This window comes from Kocuria sp. SL71 (assembly GCF_026672465.1).
In the GTDB taxonomy this organism is placed as follows: domain Bacteria; phylum Actinomycetota; class Actinomycetes; order Actinomycetales; family Micrococcaceae; genus Kocuria; species Kocuria palustris.
The window spans coordinates 2,229,481-2,247,597 of record NZ_JAPPRE010000001.1; the positions used below are offsets into that span (position 1 = coordinate 2,229,481).

At 70.2% G+C, this 18,117-nt stretch carries 19 protein-coding genes; 12 read left to right on the plus strand and 7 right to left on the minus strand.

Features of this window, described 5'->3' with window-relative positions:
* Window positions 1-677: 677 nt before the first annotated feature.
* Window positions 678-2,201 carry a glycosyltransferase family 39 protein gene (locus tag OVA15_RS10060; RefSeq protein ID WP_268144710.1) on the minus strand — a complete coding sequence of 508 codons (1,524 nt, stop codon included), beginning with the start codon at window positions 2,199-2,201 and terminating at the stop codon, window positions 678-680.
* Between the two features lie 159 nt (window positions 2,202-2,360).
* Here OVA15_RS10060 and OVA15_RS10065 point away from each other — a divergent pair, with 159 nt between their 5' ends.
* Complete coding sequence (locus OVA15_RS10065) at window positions 2,361-3,653, plus strand: glycosyltransferase 87 family protein (RefSeq protein WP_268144712.1); 1,293 nt, start codon at window positions 2,361-2,363, stop codon at window positions 3,651-3,653.
* Window positions 3,654-3,696: 43 nt separating this feature from the next.
* Window positions 3,697-4,215, plus strand: coding sequence for a hypothetical protein (locus OVA15_RS10070; protein ID WP_268144714.1), 519 nt, complete (start codon window positions 3,697-3,699; stop codon window positions 4,213-4,215).
* Window positions 4,216-4,286: 71 nt separating this feature from the next.
* Here the strand turns inward: OVA15_RS10070 and OVA15_RS10075 are convergent, their stop codons facing one another.
* The 4 genes from OVA15_RS10075 to OVA15_RS10090 form a co-directional block, all read right to left on the minus strand.
* Window positions 4,287-5,279: an alpha/beta hydrolase family protein gene (locus OVA15_RS10075; RefSeq protein WP_268144716.1), complete on the minus strand. Its 993-nt coding sequence runs from the start codon at window positions 5,277-5,279 to the stop codon at window positions 4,287-4,289.
* The gene (locus OVA15_RS10080; RefSeq protein ID WP_268144718.1) at window positions 5,276-6,361 is read right to left on the minus strand and encodes an alpha/beta hydrolase family protein; all 1,086 of its coding nucleotides are present in this window, start codon (window positions 6,359-6,361) and stop codon (window positions 5,276-5,278) included. Before OVA15_RS10080 ends, OVA15_RS10075 begins: the two co-directional genes overlap by 4 nt.
* Window positions 6,358-7,215, minus strand: coding sequence for a sulfurtransferase (locus tag OVA15_RS10085; RefSeq protein WP_268144720.1), 858 nt, complete (start codon window positions 7,213-7,215; stop codon window positions 6,358-6,360). The genes OVA15_RS10080 and OVA15_RS10085 overlap by 4 nt, the downstream gene beginning before the upstream one ends.
* A gap of 76 nt (window positions 7,216-7,291) precedes the next feature.
* Window positions 7,292-8,164, minus strand: coding sequence for an ArgP/LysG family DNA-binding transcriptional regulator (locus tag OVA15_RS10090; protein ID WP_268144722.1), 873 nt, complete (start codon window positions 8,162-8,164; stop codon window positions 7,292-7,294).
* 72 nt (window positions 8,165-8,236) lie between these two features.
* Between OVA15_RS10090 and OVA15_RS10095 the strand changes: the two genes are divergently transcribed.
* From OVA15_RS10095 to OVA15_RS10110, 4 genes are all read left to right on the plus strand, one after another.
* Window positions 8,237-8,842, plus strand: coding sequence for a LysE/ArgO family amino acid transporter (locus OVA15_RS10095; RefSeq protein WP_204782418.1), 606 nt, complete (start codon window positions 8,237-8,239; stop codon window positions 8,840-8,842).
* A 43-nt stretch (window positions 8,843-8,885) separates the two neighbouring features.
* Window positions 8,886-9,488: a dihydrofolate reductase family protein gene (locus OVA15_RS10100; protein WP_268144725.1), complete on the plus strand. Its 603-nt coding sequence runs from the start codon at window positions 8,886-8,888 to the stop codon at window positions 9,486-9,488.
* A gap of 68 nt (window positions 9,489-9,556) precedes the next feature.
* The gene (locus tag OVA15_RS10105) at window positions 9,557-9,910 is read left to right on the plus strand and encodes a YciI family protein (protein WP_006214006.1); all 354 of its coding nucleotides are present in this window, start codon (window positions 9,557-9,559) and stop codon (window positions 9,908-9,910) included.
* Between the two features lie 66 nt (window positions 9,911-9,976).
* On the plus strand, window positions 9,977-10,318 hold the full coding sequence (locus OVA15_RS10110) for an SRPBCC family protein (RefSeq protein ID WP_235586816.1): 342 nt from the start codon (window positions 9,977-9,979) through the stop codon (window positions 10,316-10,318).
* A gap of 33 nt (window positions 10,319-10,351) precedes the next feature.
* Here OVA15_RS10110 and OVA15_RS10115 read toward each other — a convergent pair whose 3' ends face one another.
* Window positions 10,352-10,771 (minus strand): GNAT family N-acetyltransferase, encoded by a 420-nt coding sequence (locus OVA15_RS10115; protein WP_268144728.1) that lies wholly within the window; start codon window positions 10,769-10,771, stop codon window positions 10,352-10,354.
* A 292-nt stretch (window positions 10,772-11,063) separates the two neighbouring features.
* Between OVA15_RS10115 and OVA15_RS10120 the strand changes: the two genes are divergently transcribed.
* From OVA15_RS10120 to OVA15_RS10145, 6 genes are all read left to right on the plus strand, one after another.
* Entirely contained in the window at window positions 11,064-11,465 is a 402-nt protein-coding gene (locus OVA15_RS10120) for an Lrp/AsnC family transcriptional regulator (RefSeq protein ID WP_024289568.1), read from the plus strand.
* Window positions 11,458-12,231 (plus strand): hypothetical protein, encoded by a 774-nt coding sequence (locus tag OVA15_RS10125; RefSeq protein ID WP_024289567.1) that lies wholly within the window; start codon window positions 11,458-11,460, stop codon window positions 12,229-12,231. Before OVA15_RS10120 ends, OVA15_RS10125 begins: the two co-directional genes overlap by 8 nt.
* Window positions 12,228-12,923, plus strand: coding sequence for a hypothetical protein (locus OVA15_RS10130; RefSeq protein ID WP_268144731.1), 696 nt, complete (start codon window positions 12,228-12,230; stop codon window positions 12,921-12,923). Before OVA15_RS10125 ends, OVA15_RS10130 begins: the two co-directional genes overlap by 4 nt.
* A gap of 104 nt (window positions 12,924-13,027) precedes the next feature.
* Window positions 13,028-14,428 carry a dihydrolipoyl dehydrogenase family protein gene (locus tag OVA15_RS10135; RefSeq protein WP_268145699.1) on the plus strand — a complete coding sequence of 467 codons (1,401 nt, stop codon included), beginning with the start codon at window positions 13,028-13,030 and terminating at the stop codon, window positions 14,426-14,428.
* 164 nt (window positions 14,429-14,592) lie between these two features.
* Entirely contained in the window at window positions 14,593-15,543 is a 951-nt protein-coding gene (locus tag OVA15_RS10140; RefSeq protein WP_268144733.1) for an L-lactate dehydrogenase, read from the plus strand.
* Between the two features lie 151 nt (window positions 15,544-15,694).
* Window positions 15,695-17,296, plus strand: coding sequence for an L-lactate permease (locus tag OVA15_RS10145; protein ID WP_058871916.1), 1,602 nt, complete (start codon window positions 15,695-15,697; stop codon window positions 17,294-17,296).
* A 90-nt stretch (window positions 17,297-17,386) separates the two neighbouring features.
* Here the strand turns inward: OVA15_RS10145 and OVA15_RS10150 are convergent, their stop codons facing one another.
* Window positions 17,387-17,971 (minus strand): DUF421 domain-containing protein, encoded by a 585-nt coding sequence (locus tag OVA15_RS10150; protein WP_251714322.1) that lies wholly within the window; start codon window positions 17,969-17,971, stop codon window positions 17,387-17,389.
* Window positions 17,972-18,117: the final 146 nt, after the last annotated feature.

The window sequence follows — 18,117 nt, forward strand, 5'->3', positions numbered from 1 at the left end:
ACAACACCCGCTACCACCAGGAACACAGACTGCAGCATCCACACCGCAGTCGATCCCGAATATCTTCTCCTGCCCGGATGATTGCGCACTTTCAAACACCCCCCCCTTGCGCCCATGGGACCCTCGCGGCGATCCCACCCAAGACAATCCATCAGCCAGCACAACCCACGATAGTCTTGATCAGAATTGCTGCAGTGGCAGCTGCGTCACCTTCGACCCCGCCCTGTCTGTCCTGTCTGTGAACGCTTCTCGACAAAATCGAATATGGCCGTGAACACCAGGACCCCAAACCCTGCTAAGACCCCAAGCCAAAGTTGAGAATAGATGGCGTATGCAATAAATCCCAGCCCGCCAAGCGCCATATATATGGCATTTGTGATGGTTGCGCGCCTCAAAGATTTGCCGTCTCGACGGAATGCGCCCGCTGCACTCGAGAGCTAGGCGTCGAATATCGATGCGGAACCAACAGTACAGGCATCAGAACCGCCCATCAGAGAAGGAGGGTGCGTCACGATGCCCCCAAGGCGAGGGCTCACGGGATCTGACCCAGTGGACAGTCAACGCCCGTGGAAGAGGTTTGACCACGAAGGTGGGAGACAGGTCTCACTGAGCGCCCTTCACAACCCCCAGAAATTCCCTGCACCCTTGGGAACGACACAGATATCTGGCGTCAAACGTCAACCCGAGCAGTCCAGAGCGGTGATGCCGAACCGCGTGCTCGCATCATGGCCCGTCACCGAGCAGCCCCGAGCCTCGAGAGACTCGACCACCGTCTGGTGATATTCGTTCGAGTGATAGGAGACGACAGCCGTCCTTCCGTGGACAGGCACTTCCCACGCCATCCATCCCTCCCGGTTGATGCCCCAGAGAGTGTCCGAGGACAGTCGATCCTCCGCGAGCATGGGGTCTTCGATGGGATGGTCCAACGGATACGCGTAGATGAGGCTCCGGTCCACGGCTTCCATGAAGATCACCGATTCGGGGTCGCCCAAGAACTCTGCGGCCGTGCGGTACCCATGGCCGATCTTGGCCTCCGCTTCTTTCTGCCCGACCAGAGAGGGGATGAATCCCACCACCAGCACCCCGATCAAGACCATGCGAAGTGCTCGAGACGGAAGCGTCGTCAGGCTCAGCGCAAGCAGTGCGACGACGACTGGTGCCGCGAAGGCCAGATACCTCTCGGTGTAGAGCTGCATGCCCACGATTCGAGCGAGCAGAAGAGCGACCGCAGGCAAGAGGGCATAGGCCAGGAGCCACCTCGTCAGCCCTCGGTCTCGAGATCGGATAAGCCCGACGACCACGATGACTGCGCTCAGCAGCGCCAGCCACGGGGCCAGGGCGTGGCCGATGCCACCCCAATGCCCATCGGCGTTCGCCGGGCTGAAGAAGTACTGCGCCGCCATTCTCTGCAGCATCTCGGGAATCCCGCGATTGATCCAGGCGACCTGCTCGCTCTGCGAATAGGCGAGGACGGCCAGCGGGGCGGCTGCGACGCCGACACCAGCAGCCGCCATCAGCGTGTGCAGGCCAGGCTTCCTGCCGGCCAGGACAGCTCTCAGCACGAACAGCGGCACCACGAGCAACGAGTACATGGTGAAGCCGACCGCGAGGATCTGGGCGACTCCGTATCCCAGCAGATCAGCTCTGCGATACCCCCGCAGGTAGTTCTCGAAGCACCACAGCGCCACGACGCAGGCGAGCATGCCCATCGCATAGCCCCGGGCCTCCTGCCCGGCCCACGTCAGGCCCGGGAGTGCCGCAGCGAGAACTGCGGTCAGAACTCCGGAGATCACAGATCGAGAGACGCCCTCCCCTGTCACGGAGACGGCCCATCTCATGGTGGTCCTGGTGAGGAACCCGCTCATGAGAATGAGCGCGATGGCGGAAGGAGTCCGCATGGCCAGTTCGGACGTCCCGAAGACGGCCGCCCACGGGTGCATGAGCACGTAATACAGGGCGTGCACGGCATCGACGTTGCGGAGCATCTGCAGAAGCTCAGGGAAAGGACGAGTCACCGCCGAGATCGTGGCGACTTCGTCGTGCCAGAACTCCGGCTGGGCGATGCCCCAGAAGGCTGTCCCGAAGCTCAGGGCCAGCGCAAGAGCAATGGGCCATCTCGGCAGTCGGTCCGCGGCTCCATTTTTCGACTCAGAGGTCTCTCGCCGATCGCCGTTGTCGGGGGCGGCAGTGCTCGAGAGCATGATCCTCCAAGTCCTCGGGAACGGCGGGGCGGGGGCGACCCCCGCGCAGAACTCTCCGCGAGACCATGGTCATCCAAGCGCCTTCTAGGATATCCCCGTTGCTGCCGCAGGCGGCGAGGACCCGTTCGAGGCCTTGTGCCCGAACTCCGAAGGAGACCGATGTCGAGCACCCTCTGGCGAGCCCCCAGCACGGCCTCGTCGACCCATCCGGGTTCGCGGTGGGTGATGCGAGCCGGGATGGCAGTGATCGCGGTGCTCTTCGCGGCCTATATGTCTGCGATCTACTGGAATGCACCGGGACTGGACATGGAGGTCTACTGGCGGGCGGCGCAGGTCCTCCACGGCCTGAACCCCGCGACTGACGAGCTCTATGCCCCGTCGCTGGTGGAGACGCGGAAGTTCGAGCTGCCTTTCACCTACCCTCCATCGGCCGCGCTGCTGTTCTATCCCCTGGGCGGGATGAGCCTCGAACAGGCATGGCATGTGATGTGCCTCGGCGGCTCGCTGGCGATGGTCGTTCTGGTGTGGCAGGTCCTGCGTCTCGCGCCGTTCTCACGCTCGTGGTTCGGTCTCCGGGTGGTTCCCACTCTCGTGGCGTTCTCCTTGGGCTGCCTGGCCGCCAGCCACCTCTACCCCGTGCGCTTCACGTTCTTCTACGGGCAGATCAACACCCTCCTGGCGGTGCTGATCCTCGCCGATCTCACACGCCAGAGCACCCGTCGCCGTGCCGCGGGCTTCTTGACGGGGCTTGCCGCCGGGCTGAAGATCACGCCGGCCGCCATGGGCCTCGTTCCGCTGGCTCTGCAGCAGTGGCGGACGATCGCCGGCATGGCCGTCGGGTTCATGACCACGGTGGTGATTGCCGCCCTCTTCCTGCCCCGACAGGTGTTCTCGTACTTCACCGAGCAGCTGTGGTCCACGGACAGAGTGGGCGATGCCACCCGGCTGTCCAACCAGTCGCTGACGGGGACGCTGTATCAGTGGGGTTTCCCAGAGGCATCCGTCCGCCCCCTGTGGCTGGTGCTGTCTCTGCTGCTGATCATGGCCGGGGGCCTGGCGATCCGTCGTCTCGCCCGCCATGACGACCTGTTCTCGGCCGTGTGCATCGGAGCCATGGTGATGCTGCTCATCTCGCCGATCTCCTGGGAGCACCACTGGGTCTGGGTACTGCCTCTGGCAGCGGCAGTCCTTCCGCATGCCCCCGCCCAGCGCACGCCCGTGGGCTGGGCCGTCTCCCTGGCGCTCTTCGCGGCACTGTGGTTCCTCTTCGCCAACAACCCCGCCCTGATCGCAGCCCACGTTCTCGGAGATCTGAACGCCGACTACTACTTCTACGCGGACAGCCGGCTGCAGGCTGTTGTGGCCACCATGCCTGTGCTGGCCGCGATCACCGCCGCCGCCTGGATCAGCCTGCGTCCGCAGGACGAGGCCCTGCTCCACGACGCGGCTTGATCAGGCTGGCAGTCGTCCTCACCCCGACGACCGGCAGATGCTCATGGCACTCGCCCTGATCCAGGCCGACCTGGATTCCCTGGCCCGGCGCTTGCGGCCGTCCGGTGGGAGCGGCGCCGTCGAAGGCCTCACCCTGACGCTGATGTGGCTGGGCAGCAGACTCGGGATCGCAGGCCGCTGGGCGCTCGGCGCCGGTCTCCTCGCCCTCGGTGCGGCTGTCGCTCTCCTGGCCGCACGGCGTCACCGCGGCAAGTCCGCGGATTTCGAGCTCAATCGCCAGCAGTGGTCCGGCCAGACCGGCTGCCTGGGGTTCCTGGGTCTCTTCGGCGGGCTGTTCGTCGCTCAGACTCTCTCCGGCATCCTGGCCGACTCCGGCGCAGGCTTGCTGCCCCAGATCGGGCTGGCGGTGGTGTTCGACCTGGCCCTGTGGCTCGGGATGCGCGCCTGGACCCGGCGCGCTTCGAGACCTCGCCGGCCCTGCTGGACAGCCGGCTGGTCGTCGTCCGGGAGGACAAGCGGCCCGGTTCCGAGCGTCCTGGTTCCGGGCAGCGGGTGCATTTGAGCTTCCAGGGCGAGCAGGCGATCCTGCATCACCTGTCGCACCTTGAGGAGATGGCGCAGCGCGGCTGAGTCTCAGCGGCCGTCGGACGCCCCCACCGCCGCCAGGCAGACCTCCCGCGTCACCAGCCAGGCGGGATCGTTGACCTGGATCAGGTCGTTGTGCTGCGCGCCCGGCACCAGCTCGATCCGCCCGGCCTGCCCCTGCGAGCGCAGCCGCTCCAGGTACGGCTCGACGGTCTGCACAGGAACCGTCCGATCATCGATCCCGTGCACCACATGCACGGGGAAGCCCGTGGGCAGCTGCTCCAGCGGCGAGGCCAGCGCGTAGCGCTCGGGCTGCTCCTGGGGCGTCCCGCCCAGCAGGTCCACCACGAACTGATCCTGGTCCTCCTCCACGGCGCGCACCGGATCCAGCACGCCGGCCAGAGAGGTCGCGCTGGCCACGGAGACCTCGCTCTGCGCGGCCAGGGAGGCGAGCAGCTCGGCGGGGCCGTCGTCGCCGGTCGCCGCAGCCGCCCCCAGGGCCCCGGACAGTGCCCCTGCCGCCCAGACCGCCAGGTGCCCGCCGGCGCTGTGCCCGACCAGGTGGATCCGCTGCGGATCCGGGGTGAAGGGAGCGTGCTCGCTGAGGCGGGCCACCGCCTGCACACCGGTCAGCGCATCCGCGAACGTCCCCGGCCACCCGCCCGGGGACGGCGTCCCGCGATAGGCCGGCAGCCACACGGCCACGCCGTAGCGCGCCAGGTCGCGGGCCGCGCCCAGGACGTAGTCCCAGCTCGACGCCTCCCGCCAGCCCCCGCCGTGGAAGAAGACGCTCACGGGCAGCCGCTCCCGCCCCCATGCCCGGCGCTGCGGCAGGACGAGATGCCCGTACTGACCCCGATCCGGGGAGCCCCAGACGATCACGCCGACGTCGTCCCAGCCTCTGGCCCGGGCGCGCCCGGCGACCACGAGCGACTGCGCCTTCCTCGGGCGCACCGGGGTGCTCGCTGCCAGGCCGGCGACGGCCGCGGCCGAGAGGCCGGCACCGCGCAGCAGCAGCCGCCGCGGGATCCGGGCGCTCACGCGGAGCCGGAGGGGATCTGCTCGAGCAGAGCCTGGCGCGCCCGGAACCAGGGCTCGCCGTGGACATCAGCCCACGAGTCGTGATCGGCGTCGTCCAGGATCACGATCCGCCCGGAGTTGCCCGTCTCCTCGTGGCGCTGCACGTAGCTGCGGGTCGTGGACTCCGGGACGGTGGCGTCGTTGCGCCCGTGCAGGACGTTGACGGCCCGGTCCAGGGGCAGCTGGTCGATCGGGGAGGCCATCTCGTAGCGCTCGGGATCCTCGTCCGGGTCGGCGCCGCTGAGCAGGGAGCGCACCAGCCAGCCTCGCTGCGAGCGCTCCGCGAGCTCCAGGTCGTAGACCCCGGCCATCGCCGTCGCCGAGTGGGCGATGACACGGCAGTCGCTTCCGGGGGCGCCCTCCGGGAGCAGGTCGCGCCCCAGCGCCCACGCCGCCAGATGCCCGCCGGCGCTGTGGCCCAGCAGGTGGACCTGCTCCAGATCCGGGGTGAACTCCCCCGGCTCGCCGAGCTCGGCCACGTAGTCCACGGCATCCGAGACGTCGTCGAAGGTCTCCGGCCAGCCGCCGGGGCCGTCGCTGCCGTCGATCCCGCGGTAGGTGGGCACCCACACGGCCACGCCCCAGGCGGCCAGGTCCCATGCCAGATCCGCCATATACGAGGGATCCGAAGCGTCGTGCCAGGAGCCGCCGTGCAGCATCACGACCACGGGATGCGTGGGGCGCGAGGAGCCGTCACCCCAGGCCTCCGGATCGGGCACGAGCAGCCAGCCGGTCTGGCGCTCGTCATCCGCGCCCCAGGTGTGGCGGCCGCGGTCCACCGGCCTGCCCGCGGGCTCGCGATCCGCGGGGTCGCGCCACTGCTGCGCGCGCTGCTGGCCCACGGGCGTGGTGACGGTCGCTCCCACCCCGACGGCGACGGCCAGACCGCCGAGCGCCTGCAGCAGGCGGCGACGTCGGATCGCCCCCGGCGCTGCGGCCCTCTCGGCGCGCTCCTGGAGCCGACGGCGCTCCTGCTCTGCTGCCAGCTCGCGCGCCTCTCGCCTGGATCCCGGTTCGGGGCGCGGCTGCTGCGCGCCGTTCACGACCCGCGGACCACGGGACGCAGGGCGGGGTCCTCGGTCTCGCGCCCCCACTCGGACCAGGAGCCGTCGTAGATCGTGAGGTCGCGGTCCTCCCACCCGGCGGCCACGGCCGCGAGCGCCCCGACGCAGGCGGAGACGCCCGAGCCGCAGCTGAAGGCCACGGGGCCTCTCCCGCCCAGGCGCTGCTGCAGCAGGTCGTCCAGCTCGGCGGGCGGCAGCAGGTGCCCGCCGGGGGCCAGGTCGCTGAACGGCAGGCTCACGGCGCCTGGCATGTGACCGGCGCGCAGCCCGGGACGCGGCTCGAGCGCGGTGCCGGCGAAGCGCTCGGCGGAGCGGGCGTCGGCCACGGCGCCGTCGTGCTCGGCCAGGCGACGGGCGACGTCGTCGGCATCCGTGAAGGCGCGCGGATCCAGCTGCACGCGCGGAGCGGCGACGGGCTCGGGGCTGTCGTCGAGCGGGCCCTCCGGGCGGCCCGAGGCCACCCAGGCGGGCAGGCCGCCGTCGAGCACGTAGGGCGTGCCGACCCCGGCGGCGCGCAGCATCCACCACGCGCGCGCCGAGGAGAACAGGCCCTGACGGTCGTAGGCGACCACCACGGCGTCGTCGCCGATCCCCAGCTCGCCCAGGCGCTGCGCGAAGTCGTCGGCGTCGAGCATGGTGTGCGGGATGTCGGCCTCCTGATCGGACAGCGGGCCGTCCAGATCGAAGCGACGCGCACCCGGGATACCGGTGGCGGCACCACGCTCGCCCATGATCGAGGCGTCGACGACCACGACGTCGTCCAGGTGATCGGCCAGCCAGTCGGCGTCGACGACGGGGCCCTGCGGGAGATGCTCGGAGCGCGCGGTGTCCATATCCGGCATCTTCGCACTCCCGCCCGTCCGGCACAGCGGCGCAGGCCGCACTGGAGGCGGATCGACCCGAAAGGGACTACAGCAGCGCCCGCGCGCCGCGGCGCACGGCGTCCTCCAGCTGAGCCAGGGCGGGCAGCGCCGTGGACCAGCGCTGCAGGTGCAGGCTCACCGCCTCCGGGTGGAGGCCGGGAACGGGCAGCAGCGGGGTGTCGGCGGCGGCGAAGGGCGTGCCCGGCAGCTGGAGCCGCGGCACCATGCCCCATCCGATGCCGTCGGCGATCGCTCGCACGAAGGCCTCCGCCGAGGGCACCCGGTGCTCGGGCGGGCGGCCCGTGATGCCGGCCCGGTGCAGCGCAGCGGACTGGAGGTCGTCCTTGTCGTCGTAGACCACCACGGGGAGACGGGCGAGGTCAGGCTGCGGTCCCGCGTGCTCCAGCAGCGAGGCCGCGGCGCGGGGTTCGTAGACCATGGCGCCCAGGGGGATCGTGCGGCAGCCGGTGACCGGAGCAGAGGACGTGGTGATCGCCGCCGCCACCTCCCCGGCAAAGAGCAGCCGGCGGGAATGGTCCTGGTCCTCGGAGCGCAGCCGCACGCTGATGCCCGTGCCGGGGGCAGCCAGCTCCGCCAGGACGGGGCGGAACCAGGTGGCCAGCGAGTCCGCGTTGACCGCGACGTCCAGCGGCGTGAGCTCGGCCTGGTCCATGCCGAGCTCGACCCGGGCGGAGTCGTGCAGGGACAGCACCTGCCGGGCCATCCGCAACACGGCCTCCCCGGGCTCCGTGGGCCGCACCGGGGCGGTGCGGCGCAGCAGCACCCGGCCCGTCTGGGACTCCAGGGCCTTGATCCGCTGGCTGACCGCCGGCGGGGAGATGCTCAGGCGCGCGGCGGCGCGATCGAAGGCGCCCTCGTCCACGGCCGCCACCAGGGTGCGCAGCTGCTCGATGTCCACTTTTGAATCTCTTATCTGTGTTCAGGATCTTTCGCTGGCCTGAAGGGTAGCTGCACCGTAGGTTTCCTGGCCATGGACATCTACTTCACCGGCATGCTCACCGGCCTGGCCCTGATCGTGGCCATCGGGGCCCAGAACGCATTCGTGCTGCGGCAGGGCATCCGCCGGGAGCACGTGCTGGTGGTCGTGGCCATCTGCACGGCGGCCGACGCCTTGCTGATCACGGTGGGCACGCTGGGCATCGGCTCGGTCGTGGAGCGGGCTCCGTGGCTGCTCACCGCGCTGCGCTGGGGCGGGGTGGCATACCTGGTCTGGTTCGCGATCGGGTCGTTCCGCTCGGCCCTGTCTTCTCATTCCCTCACAGCCGACGACGCGGTGGGCCCCGGCGGGTCGCTGCGCAGGGTCGCCCTGACCACCCTGGCGCTGACCTTCCTCAACCCGCACGTCTACCTGGACACCATGGTGATGCTCGGCAACCTGGCCAATCAGCACGGGGACCAGCGCTGGACCTACACCCTGGGCGCGATCACCGGGTCGGTGCTGTGGTTCCCCGCGCTCGGGCTGGGGGCTCGGGCGCTGGCCAAGCCGCTGAACCGCCCCGGGACCTGGCGCGCCGTGGACATCGGGGTGGGCGTGGTCATGCTGCTGGTCGCGCTGCGGCTGGTCGTGGCGGGGTGAGAAGCGGGCTTGTGCTGTCGGATCCTCGGCGCATCCTGCTGACATGGACACGCACGCACCGGCTCCCGGACCCGGCCGCGGCTGGAGCGGCACCGTCTTCTGCGGGGTGAGCCTGGACGGCTTCATCGCGCGGACCGACGGGGACATCGGCTGGCTGGAGGCGCCGGTTCCTGCCGGGCAGGCAGCGCCCTCCGGCTCGGGCGACGGGGCCGTCCCGGACTTCGAGGCCCTGCTGGCGCGCGTGGACCACCTGGTGATGGGCCGTGCCACGTTCCAGAAGGTCCTGGAGATCGGCTTCTGGCCCTACGACCCCGTCCAGGTCATCGTGCTCAGCTCCACACTGACCGGCCCGCAGCCCCACGGCGCGCTCGGCGCACCGGACCTGTCCGCCGCCGTCGCACTGCTGGAGTCCCGCGGCGCCCGCGGCGTCTACTGGGACGGCGGCGCCACGATCCAGGCGGCTCTGCGCGCCGACCTGGTGGATGAGCTCGTGGTGACCACGGTGCCCCGGCTGATCGGCGGCGGCATCGCCCTGTTCGGGGCGCTCGAGCACGATCTCCCGCTGCGGCTGCGCGGCAGCAGGGTGCTGGACGGCGGGATGGTGAGCACACGGTACGACGTCGTGCGGGAGGTCTCGTCGGGCTGAGCTGCTCGCCGTATCGTGGCCCCGGATCACCGCAGCGGTGCTCCGCATCCCTGTCGAGAGGACCCGCCGTGCCCCAGTTCTTCATCTCCGTGAACCACTCCGATGACTTCCAGATGCCCGAGGGCGTCTCCATCGAGCAGCTGCACACGGACGTCATGGCCTTCAACGAGAAGATGGCCGCAGAGCAGCGCATCGTCTTCGTGGGCGCCCTCGAGCAGCCCGCCTCCGACGCCCGCCTGGTGGATGCCACCAGCGGCGAAGCCCTCGTGGCGCAGGAGACGGCCTCCGGTGCGGAGATCCAGCTGGGCGGCTTCTGGATCCTCGAGGCGGCCGACCTGGACGAGGCGCTGAATCTGGGGGCGCAGGCCTCCGCCGCCTGTCAGGGCGCCGTCGAGGTGCGCAAGATGCAGGGCGAGGGCTGAGCCCTGTCCGCTGAGCCGCCGCGGGTCTGCGTCGTCGTCGATCGACCGCTCGCGGCGGTCGCCGCCGTGGCCGCAGACCCGCGCCGACTGCCCGAATGGGCCGCCGGCCTGACCGGGGCAGAGGTCACACCGAGCGAGCAGCCCGGGGTGTGGGTCACCGAGTCCCCCATGGGCCGCGCCCTGGTGCGCTTCACCGGCGGAGACGACCCCGGCGTGCTCGATCACGAGGTCACTCTGCCGGACGGATCGACCACGCTGAACCGGTTCCGGGCTTCGTCCTGCGCCGGCGGAACCGAGCTCGTGTTCCTGGTGGAGCCCGCTGCCGGCGCCTCGGCGGACGACCACGCGCGGGACGTCGCCATGGTGCGCGCGGATCTCGAGCGGCTGCGGGAGCTGCTGGAGGGCTGAGATTCTGCCTGAGGGCTCGACCCCGCGTGGCCCTCAGGGCATCCGACAGAACATTCCGGCGGAGACGTCGTGCCGGTCCTGGAACCCGTGACGCGCGTACAGCCTCCGGCCCGGAGGATCGGCCATGAGGGAGACGTATGCGCCGGCTGGTGCGCGATCGGCGATCTCCTGGAGCAGCCGGGTCAGGATCGCATCGCCCAGGCCCTGCCGCTGATGCTGCGGGTGCACCGCCATGTCCGTCACCTGGAACATCCAGCCGCCGTCGCCGATCAGGCGGCCCATGCCCACGGCCGCTCCCTCCTGCGTGACATGAGCGGCGGCCCAGCCGCCTGCGACCGCGATCGACGCCTGCTCGGGAGTGACCGGCGAGAGCCCCGCCTCCCGACGCAGCATCGCGAAGTCCCCCGCCGACGGCGCGGCCAAGTGCATCTCATACCCGTCCGGAATCTCCATCGCCCCATCCTCCCCCTCCCACGCCGAGTGGATACTCAGTTGCGCTATTCGGGCGGATAGCGCAACTGGGTATCCACTCGGTGGTGGGGGTGGATGCAGGAGTGTTTCGGTTTGATCACGATCACATCGCGGGACTCGAAAGTGCACTGCTCATCTGGGCACGGTGGGGCTATGGAGACACTTCCTGCGACTCCGACGGCGGACCGGGTGACGAATGCGCTGCGCGCCGTGCAGCGGCGATTCCGTCCGGTCTGGTGGCACCGTCTGCCCGAAGGACTCGACACTGACCACCATGCTCGTGATCGCGGGGCTGGCCGTCATGCTCGTCCTCACGCTGAAGGTCGCCGACCGCAGCTATCACCGCAACATGTCGCGCATGTGGGCCGACCTGGGCGCCGCTCCCGGCCACGCCGAGGCCGCACCTCCGCTGGACGATCCGCGCACCCTGCAGCTCAGGGCGGCCCAGGGCGCCTCCCAGGAGGCCCGGGGCTCGGCCTTGTGTGATGACCTCGGGATCAGCGCGGACGAGGCCCTCGAACGGCTCCGGGAGCTCGAGGACTTCGGTCTGATCAAGGGCTACCGGCGGTTCCTCGAGAGCCGCTGGGAGGAGAGCCGCTGGTATCGGAGCACCCCTGTGGGCGAATCCGCGCTGGCCGGCCAGCTGGCGGCCATGAGGCAGGACTCCCATGCGTGAGCACACGCCATCCGCCGCGGGAGATGCGTTGACAGCACCGCGCCATAGCTCGTGGGCTGACGTCGACGTCGCCCTGGAGCAGGCGCGACGGCGGTTGCATCCTCGCTGGTGGGCCGGCTTGCCCGAGGCCGCTCTGCTCCTGGTCGCACTCACCGCCATACTCAGCTCCGTTGCCTGGGGATGGCTGATCTTGGTCTGCATCAGCATCCTGATCATCTGCGGACGCATGCGCCCTGCTCTGGTGGGGGCCGAACACCGCTACCCCGCGTATGGCCCGGCCTCCGTCTCGCTCCTTGTGTCGAAGTCCCTCGCGCTGATCTGGATCATCTGGGCCATCTGGAGCGTGCCGGAAGGCCGCCCGCTGGGCATATCCTTCGCGCTGGCACTCCTCACCGTGACTGTCGTCGGAATTCTCGAGCTGCTCACCCAGCGGATGCTGGCCACCTCGATGCCCAGTGCCGGTCGGCGGTGGGCCTCCCTGGCCAGACGACCCGAACTGCATCCGGCACTTCGTGACCCGGTTGTCCTGCGGGCCATGGTGATCCTTCACCCCACACGGAAGATGCGAGTGACGCAGCTGGCCGCCGACCTGGAGCTGGACCGTGACCGCGCAGAGGCCGTTGTCGAGGACCTGGCTGGTCAGGGGCTGGTCACGCTCCGGAGGAAGATCGTCGACGGCCCCGACCGTCTCTGGGCGAGTTCCATGGGCCGCGGCCAGACAGTGCTGGAGGCGCACCTGGCAGCCATCCAGAGAGGAGCAGAATGACCACCGCTCAGCCCAACCCGTCTCCCGCGCAACGGCTCGGACAGCGGCTCATGCCGGGGCGGTTCGACTTCCTGGTCTTCACCCTGGCGGGGTTCTGGTATCTCCTGGCGAACTGGGCGGGTTCCCCATGGCTCATGGTGGCAGCATCCACCGTCGCCCTGATCGCAGGAGGCCTGGGCCAGTTCCTCCGTCATCGCCGCGACGGCGCGGTGGCGCACCAGCGCTTCGGCATGAATGGCCGGCTGGGCTGGGGGATCGCCGCGATCTGGCTGACAGCCGCTGTCGCCATTTTCGTCTTGGGGGTGGTCTTCGACCCGCAGGAGTGGCCGGCGTGGAGCCGGGGCGCGCTGGCCTTCGCGGTTGCCTTCGGACTTCTGATCACCGGCCGCCGATGGCTTGCCGCGCGATCTCAGCACATCGCCCAGTCCCCTGGGCCTGCATCCTCACTCCGTGCGGATCCCCGAGGGACCCCCGACGACGTTCTGTGCGATCTGCTGTCCCGTACCCAGATGATGCGCGTCGACGCCCTCTCGGTGGACCTCTCGATCCCACCCGAAGAGCTCGGCCCGCGCCTGGAGTCACTGATGGACGCTGGCGTCGTCGGCCGCAGGATGAAGGACGACGGCTCCGTGGACGACCACCATTGGGTGCACCTGAGCTTCCACGGGGAGCAGCAGCTCACCACCGCCTGACACCTCCGCCGAGTGGACACCCAGTTGCGCTGTTCGCCCCGATAGCGCAACTGAGCATCCACTCGGCGGGGTGTGGCGGGCGTAGCGTGGGAGGCATGTCTGAGATGCAGCGAAGTGTCGACGTCGTCGTGGTCGGCGGCGGATCCGTGGGCGAGAACGTGGCCCAGTACGCGATCGAGGGCGGGCTGTCCGCGGCGATCGTGGAGCACGAGCTGATGGGCGGCGAGTGCTCCTACTACGCCTGCATGCCCTCGAAGGCGCTGCTGCGCCCGCTGGACGTCGTCGCGACCGCCTCGCACCTGCCCGGGGTGACCGGCGCGCACACGGACGCGGACGCGATGCTGGCTCGCCGCGACAGCTTCGTCTCCCACTACGACGACGCCGGCCAGGTCTCCTGGGCCGAAGGCGCCGGGGCGGCCGTCGTGCGCGGTCACGGCGAGCTGAGCGGCGAGCGTACGGTGCGCGTGCGGGCCGACGACGGCAGCGAGCAGACCCTGCACGCCGAGCGCGCCGTGGTGATCGCCACCGGCAGCACCGCGTCGATCCCGTCGATCTACGACGGGATCGGTGCTTGGACCTCGCGCGATGCGACCGGCGTCCGCGAGATCCCGCAGCGCCTGGCGATCGTGGGCGGTGGCGTGGTCGCCTGCGAGGCCGCCGCCTGGATGGCGGGGCTCGGCTCGCAAGTCACCATGCTGGTCCGCGGGGAGACGCTGCTGGGCGGCATGGAGCCGTTCGCCGGCGAGCACGTGGCCGAGGGGCTGCGCCGGGCGGGGGTCGAGATCCGCTTCGGGGCCTCGGTGTCTGCGGCTTCCCGTCCCGACGTCCGCGACACCGGCCTGGGCAGGATCCACGGCGGCCCGGTCTCGCTGTCGCTGGGCGACGACGAGCTCGAGGTTGACGAGCTGCTCGTGGCCACCGGGCGCCGACCGGCGCTGGATGCCGTGGGGCTGGAGTCGGTGGGTCTGGAACCCGACGACGTTCTGGCCGACCGCCTGCCGTCGTGGCTCCACAGCGTGGGCGATGCCTCCGGCGCCGCCATGCTCACCCACACCGGCAAGCACGACGCCCGCGTGCTCGGCTCCCGCCTGGTCGCTGAGGCCGGGATGGCGCCCGCCGAGACGCCCGAGCCCCAGGACGTCCCCGTGCCGCAGGTGGTCTTCACCGACCCGCAGGTCGCCGCCGTGGGATGCACCGAGGCGCAGGCCCGCGAGAGCGGTCTCGATGTCGTGGTCGCGCAGGTGCCGTACGGATCGGCGGCCGGATCGGCGCTGCTGCGCGACGACGTCGACGGCACTGCCCAGCTCGTGGTCGACCGCGGCGCGGGAGTCGTCGTGGGCGCGTCGTTCGTGGGACCGGAGGCGGCCGAGCTGCTGCACGCGGCCACGATCGCGATCGTGGGACAGGTTCCGGTGTCCCTGCTGCGCCATGCCGTCCCGGCCTACCCCACGGTCTCGGAGCTGTGGCTGCGTCTGCTGGAGCAGCTCCCCCGCGACCTCCGCTGACCCCAGCCCCGCCCACCCCGCCCCCTCCTCGCCGAGTGGGAGCGGGGCGCAGTGTGGGTTCATGCGCGATTGAGACGTGAACGGGACATGATCCCTCCGCACAGCTGACAGAAAACCACGACAACCCCACACGAAACGACATGCCCTCCTCGTAGCGTGAAGGCATGAACAGGAACTCGAAACTCACCGTCGTCGGAGCCGGAGCCGTCGGATCGAGCGTGGCCTACGCCGCCATGATCCGCGGATCCGCCCGCCACATCGCCCTCTACGACATCGCCGCCGAGAAGACCGAGGCCGAGGTGCTCGACCTCGCCCACGGCAGCCAGTTCACCGGCGGAACCGACATCGTCGGCAGCAGCGATATCGAGGTCGCTCGCGACTCGGACATCGTCGTCATCACCGCCGGCGCCAAGCAGAAGCCGGGGCAGTCCCGCCGCGAGCTCGCCGACACCAACGCCCGGATCACCCGCACCCTGATGGAGCAGCTGCTGTCGGTGGCCCCGGAGGCCATCTACGTCATCGTCACCAACCCGTGCGATCCCATGGCCATGGTCGCCCAGGAGTTCTCCGGTCTGCCGGCCAACCAGGTCTTCTCCTCCGGCACCACGCTGGACACCTCCCGACTGCGGTGGCTGCTGGCGGACCGGGCCGATGTGTCGCGCACGAGCGTGCACGCGCACATCGTCGGCGAGCACGGCGACTCCGAGTTCGCCCTGTGGTCCACTGCCTCGATCGGCACCGTGCCGATCCTGGAGTGGACCCGCGACGGGCAGAAAGTCTTCACCCGCGAATCCCTCGATGCCCTGACCGACGAGGTCCGGGGCGCGGCCTACAAGGTCATCCAGGGCAAGGGCGCCACCAACTACGCGATCGGGCTGTCGAGCGCGCGCATCGTCGAGGCCGTGCTCGGGGCGCAGAACGCCGTGCTCAACGTGGCCCCGGTGCTCTCCGACTTCCAGGGGATCGACGGCGTCGCCTTGTCGGTGCCGTGCATCGTCGGCGAGGACGGCGCCTTCCCCATCCGCGAGACCCCGTTCTCCGACGACGAGCTGACCAAGCTGCGCGACTCCGCCGAGACGCTGCGCGAGGTCGTCGACGGCCTCAGCGCCGGCTGAGCCGCACCCCCGTCGCCGAGTGGATACCCAGTTGCGCTATCCGAGCGAACAGCGCAACTGAGTATCCACTCGGCGGGGTGGGGGTGGGGGTTCGACGCCCACCGCCCCCGCACTCGATCGCGCCCTCCCTCCAACCCGGAAGACCTCTCCCATGTGGACCCAGAACATCGACCCACTGGGCAGCCTCGCCCTGTCTGCGATCGTGGCCGCCCTGCCCATCCTCGTCTTCCTGCTGTGCATGATGGCGCTGAAGCTCTCCGGGCTGACATCCGGGATCATCGCGCTCGTCCTGCAGGTCATCGTCTCCGTGGCCGTGTTCGGAATGCCCGTCTCCGCCGCTGGCGGCGCGGGACTGCTGGGGCTGCTCACGGCCCTGTGGCCGATCGCGTACATCGTGGTCATGGCCGTGTGGCTCTACCGGATCACCGTGCGCTCAGGACGGTTCGACGTCATCCGCTCCTCGATCGCCGGCGTCTCCGATGACCAGCGCGTCCAGGTCCTGCTGATCTCCTTCGCCTTCGGCTGCTTTCTCGAGGGCGTGGCCGGCTTCGGCGTGCCGATCGCGATCTGCGCAGCGCTGCTCGTGCAGCTGGGCTTCAAGCCGGTGCGCGCCGCCGTCCTGTCCCTGGTGGGCAACGTGGCCGCCGGCGCCTACGGGGCCATCGGCCTCCCCGTGCTCGTGGGTGCGCAGGTCACCGGGCTGGAGGTCCACGAGCTGTCCCGAGCCCTGGTGCTGCTGCTGCAGCCCCTGACCTTCCTGGTCCCCTTCCTCATGGTCCTCATGCTCGGCGGGCTGCGCAGCCTGCGCGAGACCTGGCCCGCAGCGCTCGTGGTGTCGCTGGCCTTCAATCTGGTTCAGGGCGGGCTGTTGTGGTTCGTGGGTCCCGAGCTCGCCGACCTGGCGGCCGGACTGGTCGGCATGGTGGCCCTCATGGGGCTGTCGCGGATCTGGAAGCCGTCGCGGATCTCCCGTCCGGAGGGCGCCCCGGAGCCCGACGGCACCCGGACGACGGCCCGCGACGTCCTGGTCGCCTGGAGCCCCTTCTACATCCTGTCGATCCTCATGCTGATCTGGTCGGTCCCGGCGGTGAAGGCGCTGTTCTCGACCGGCGCGCTCAGCGCCACCACCTTCCAGGTGCCCATGCCGGGGCTCACCGGCCAGGTCATCGCCGCCTCCGGTGCGGTCGTGGAGGCCACCTGGTCGTTCTCGATCCTGGGCGCCACCGGCACCGCGATCCTGATCGCCGTGATCCTGAGCTTCCTGAGCACCCCGCAGGTCGACGCCAAGGCGCTTTTCGAGGAGCTGCGCACCACGCTGACCTCGCTCGGCCCGGCGATCGCGCTGATCGCCGTCATCCTGGTGCTGGCCAACCTGGCCAACTACTCCGGCGGCTCCACGGCCATGGGGCAGGCGCTGGCCGCCGTCGGCCCGATCTTCCCGCTGATCGCCCCGATCATCGGCTGGATCGGCGTGTTCCTCACCGGCTCGGTGACCAACAACAACACCCTGTTCGGGCCGCTGCAGTTCGCCACGGCGGAGGGCATCGGAGCGGCTCCAGCTACCCTGGTCGGCGCCAACACCGCCAGCGGCACCACGGCCAAGGTCGTCTCGCCGCAGTCGATCGCCATCGCCGCCGGCGCCGTGGGGCTCTCCGGGCGCGAGGCCGAGATCCTGCGCGGCTCCATCGGCTACAGCTTGGGCATGCTGGGGTTCATGTGCCTGTGGAGCTTCGCGCTGGCAGCCCTGCTCTGACCCCTTCCCCTCCCGCCGAGTGGATCCCCAGTTGCGCTATCGGGGCGAACAGCGCAACTGGGGATCCACTCGGCGAGGTGGGAGCGCGGATCAGGGGGCTCCTGGTCCGGGAGGCGTCTCGGAGAGCACCAGCTCGGACCCGATCACGCCGTCGAGCATCCCCGGCCCGATCGGGTCGCCCGTGCGGATCACGCTGAGGCCGCCGGTGGACTCCAGGATCACGCACTGGACCTGGTCCTGGTGCGAGATCCCGCGATGGCGCAGCACGCCGTAGACCTCGCGCGGGGTGAGGTGGGTGCGCCGCAGGGCGGAGTCCACGAACCGGCCGTGGGCCATGATCACCCGGGGCCGCGTGCGCAGCCCGGGGACGCCGGCGGCCTGCTGAACCGCGCCGAAGGCCGCCTCCAGCAGCAGGAGAGTGAGCAGCCCGATCGCCCCTGCCGCCAGCGTGGGCGGGTGCCCGATGATCACGCGGCCGGCCACCGATCCGAGCATGATCAGTACGACGGCGTCGAACCCCGTCCAGCCCGAGAGCACCCGCACGCCGAACACTCGGACCAGAAGCAGGAACGTCAGGTAGATCCCGATCGCCGAGGCCACGACCACGGGGACGCGCCACAGCTCGATCCCCAGATGCTCGATGAAGGCCTGCGTCCATCCGCCCGGTGGTGTCATGCCCTCCATCTTGGCCGATGGCGTGCGACCGTCGTCGCTCCTCCGTCGCCATCCCCTCCTCACCCCGCCGAGTGGATCCCCAGTTGCGCTGTTCGGGCGGACAGCGCAACTGGGGATCCGCTCGGCGGGGGTTTGCTACGTTGACC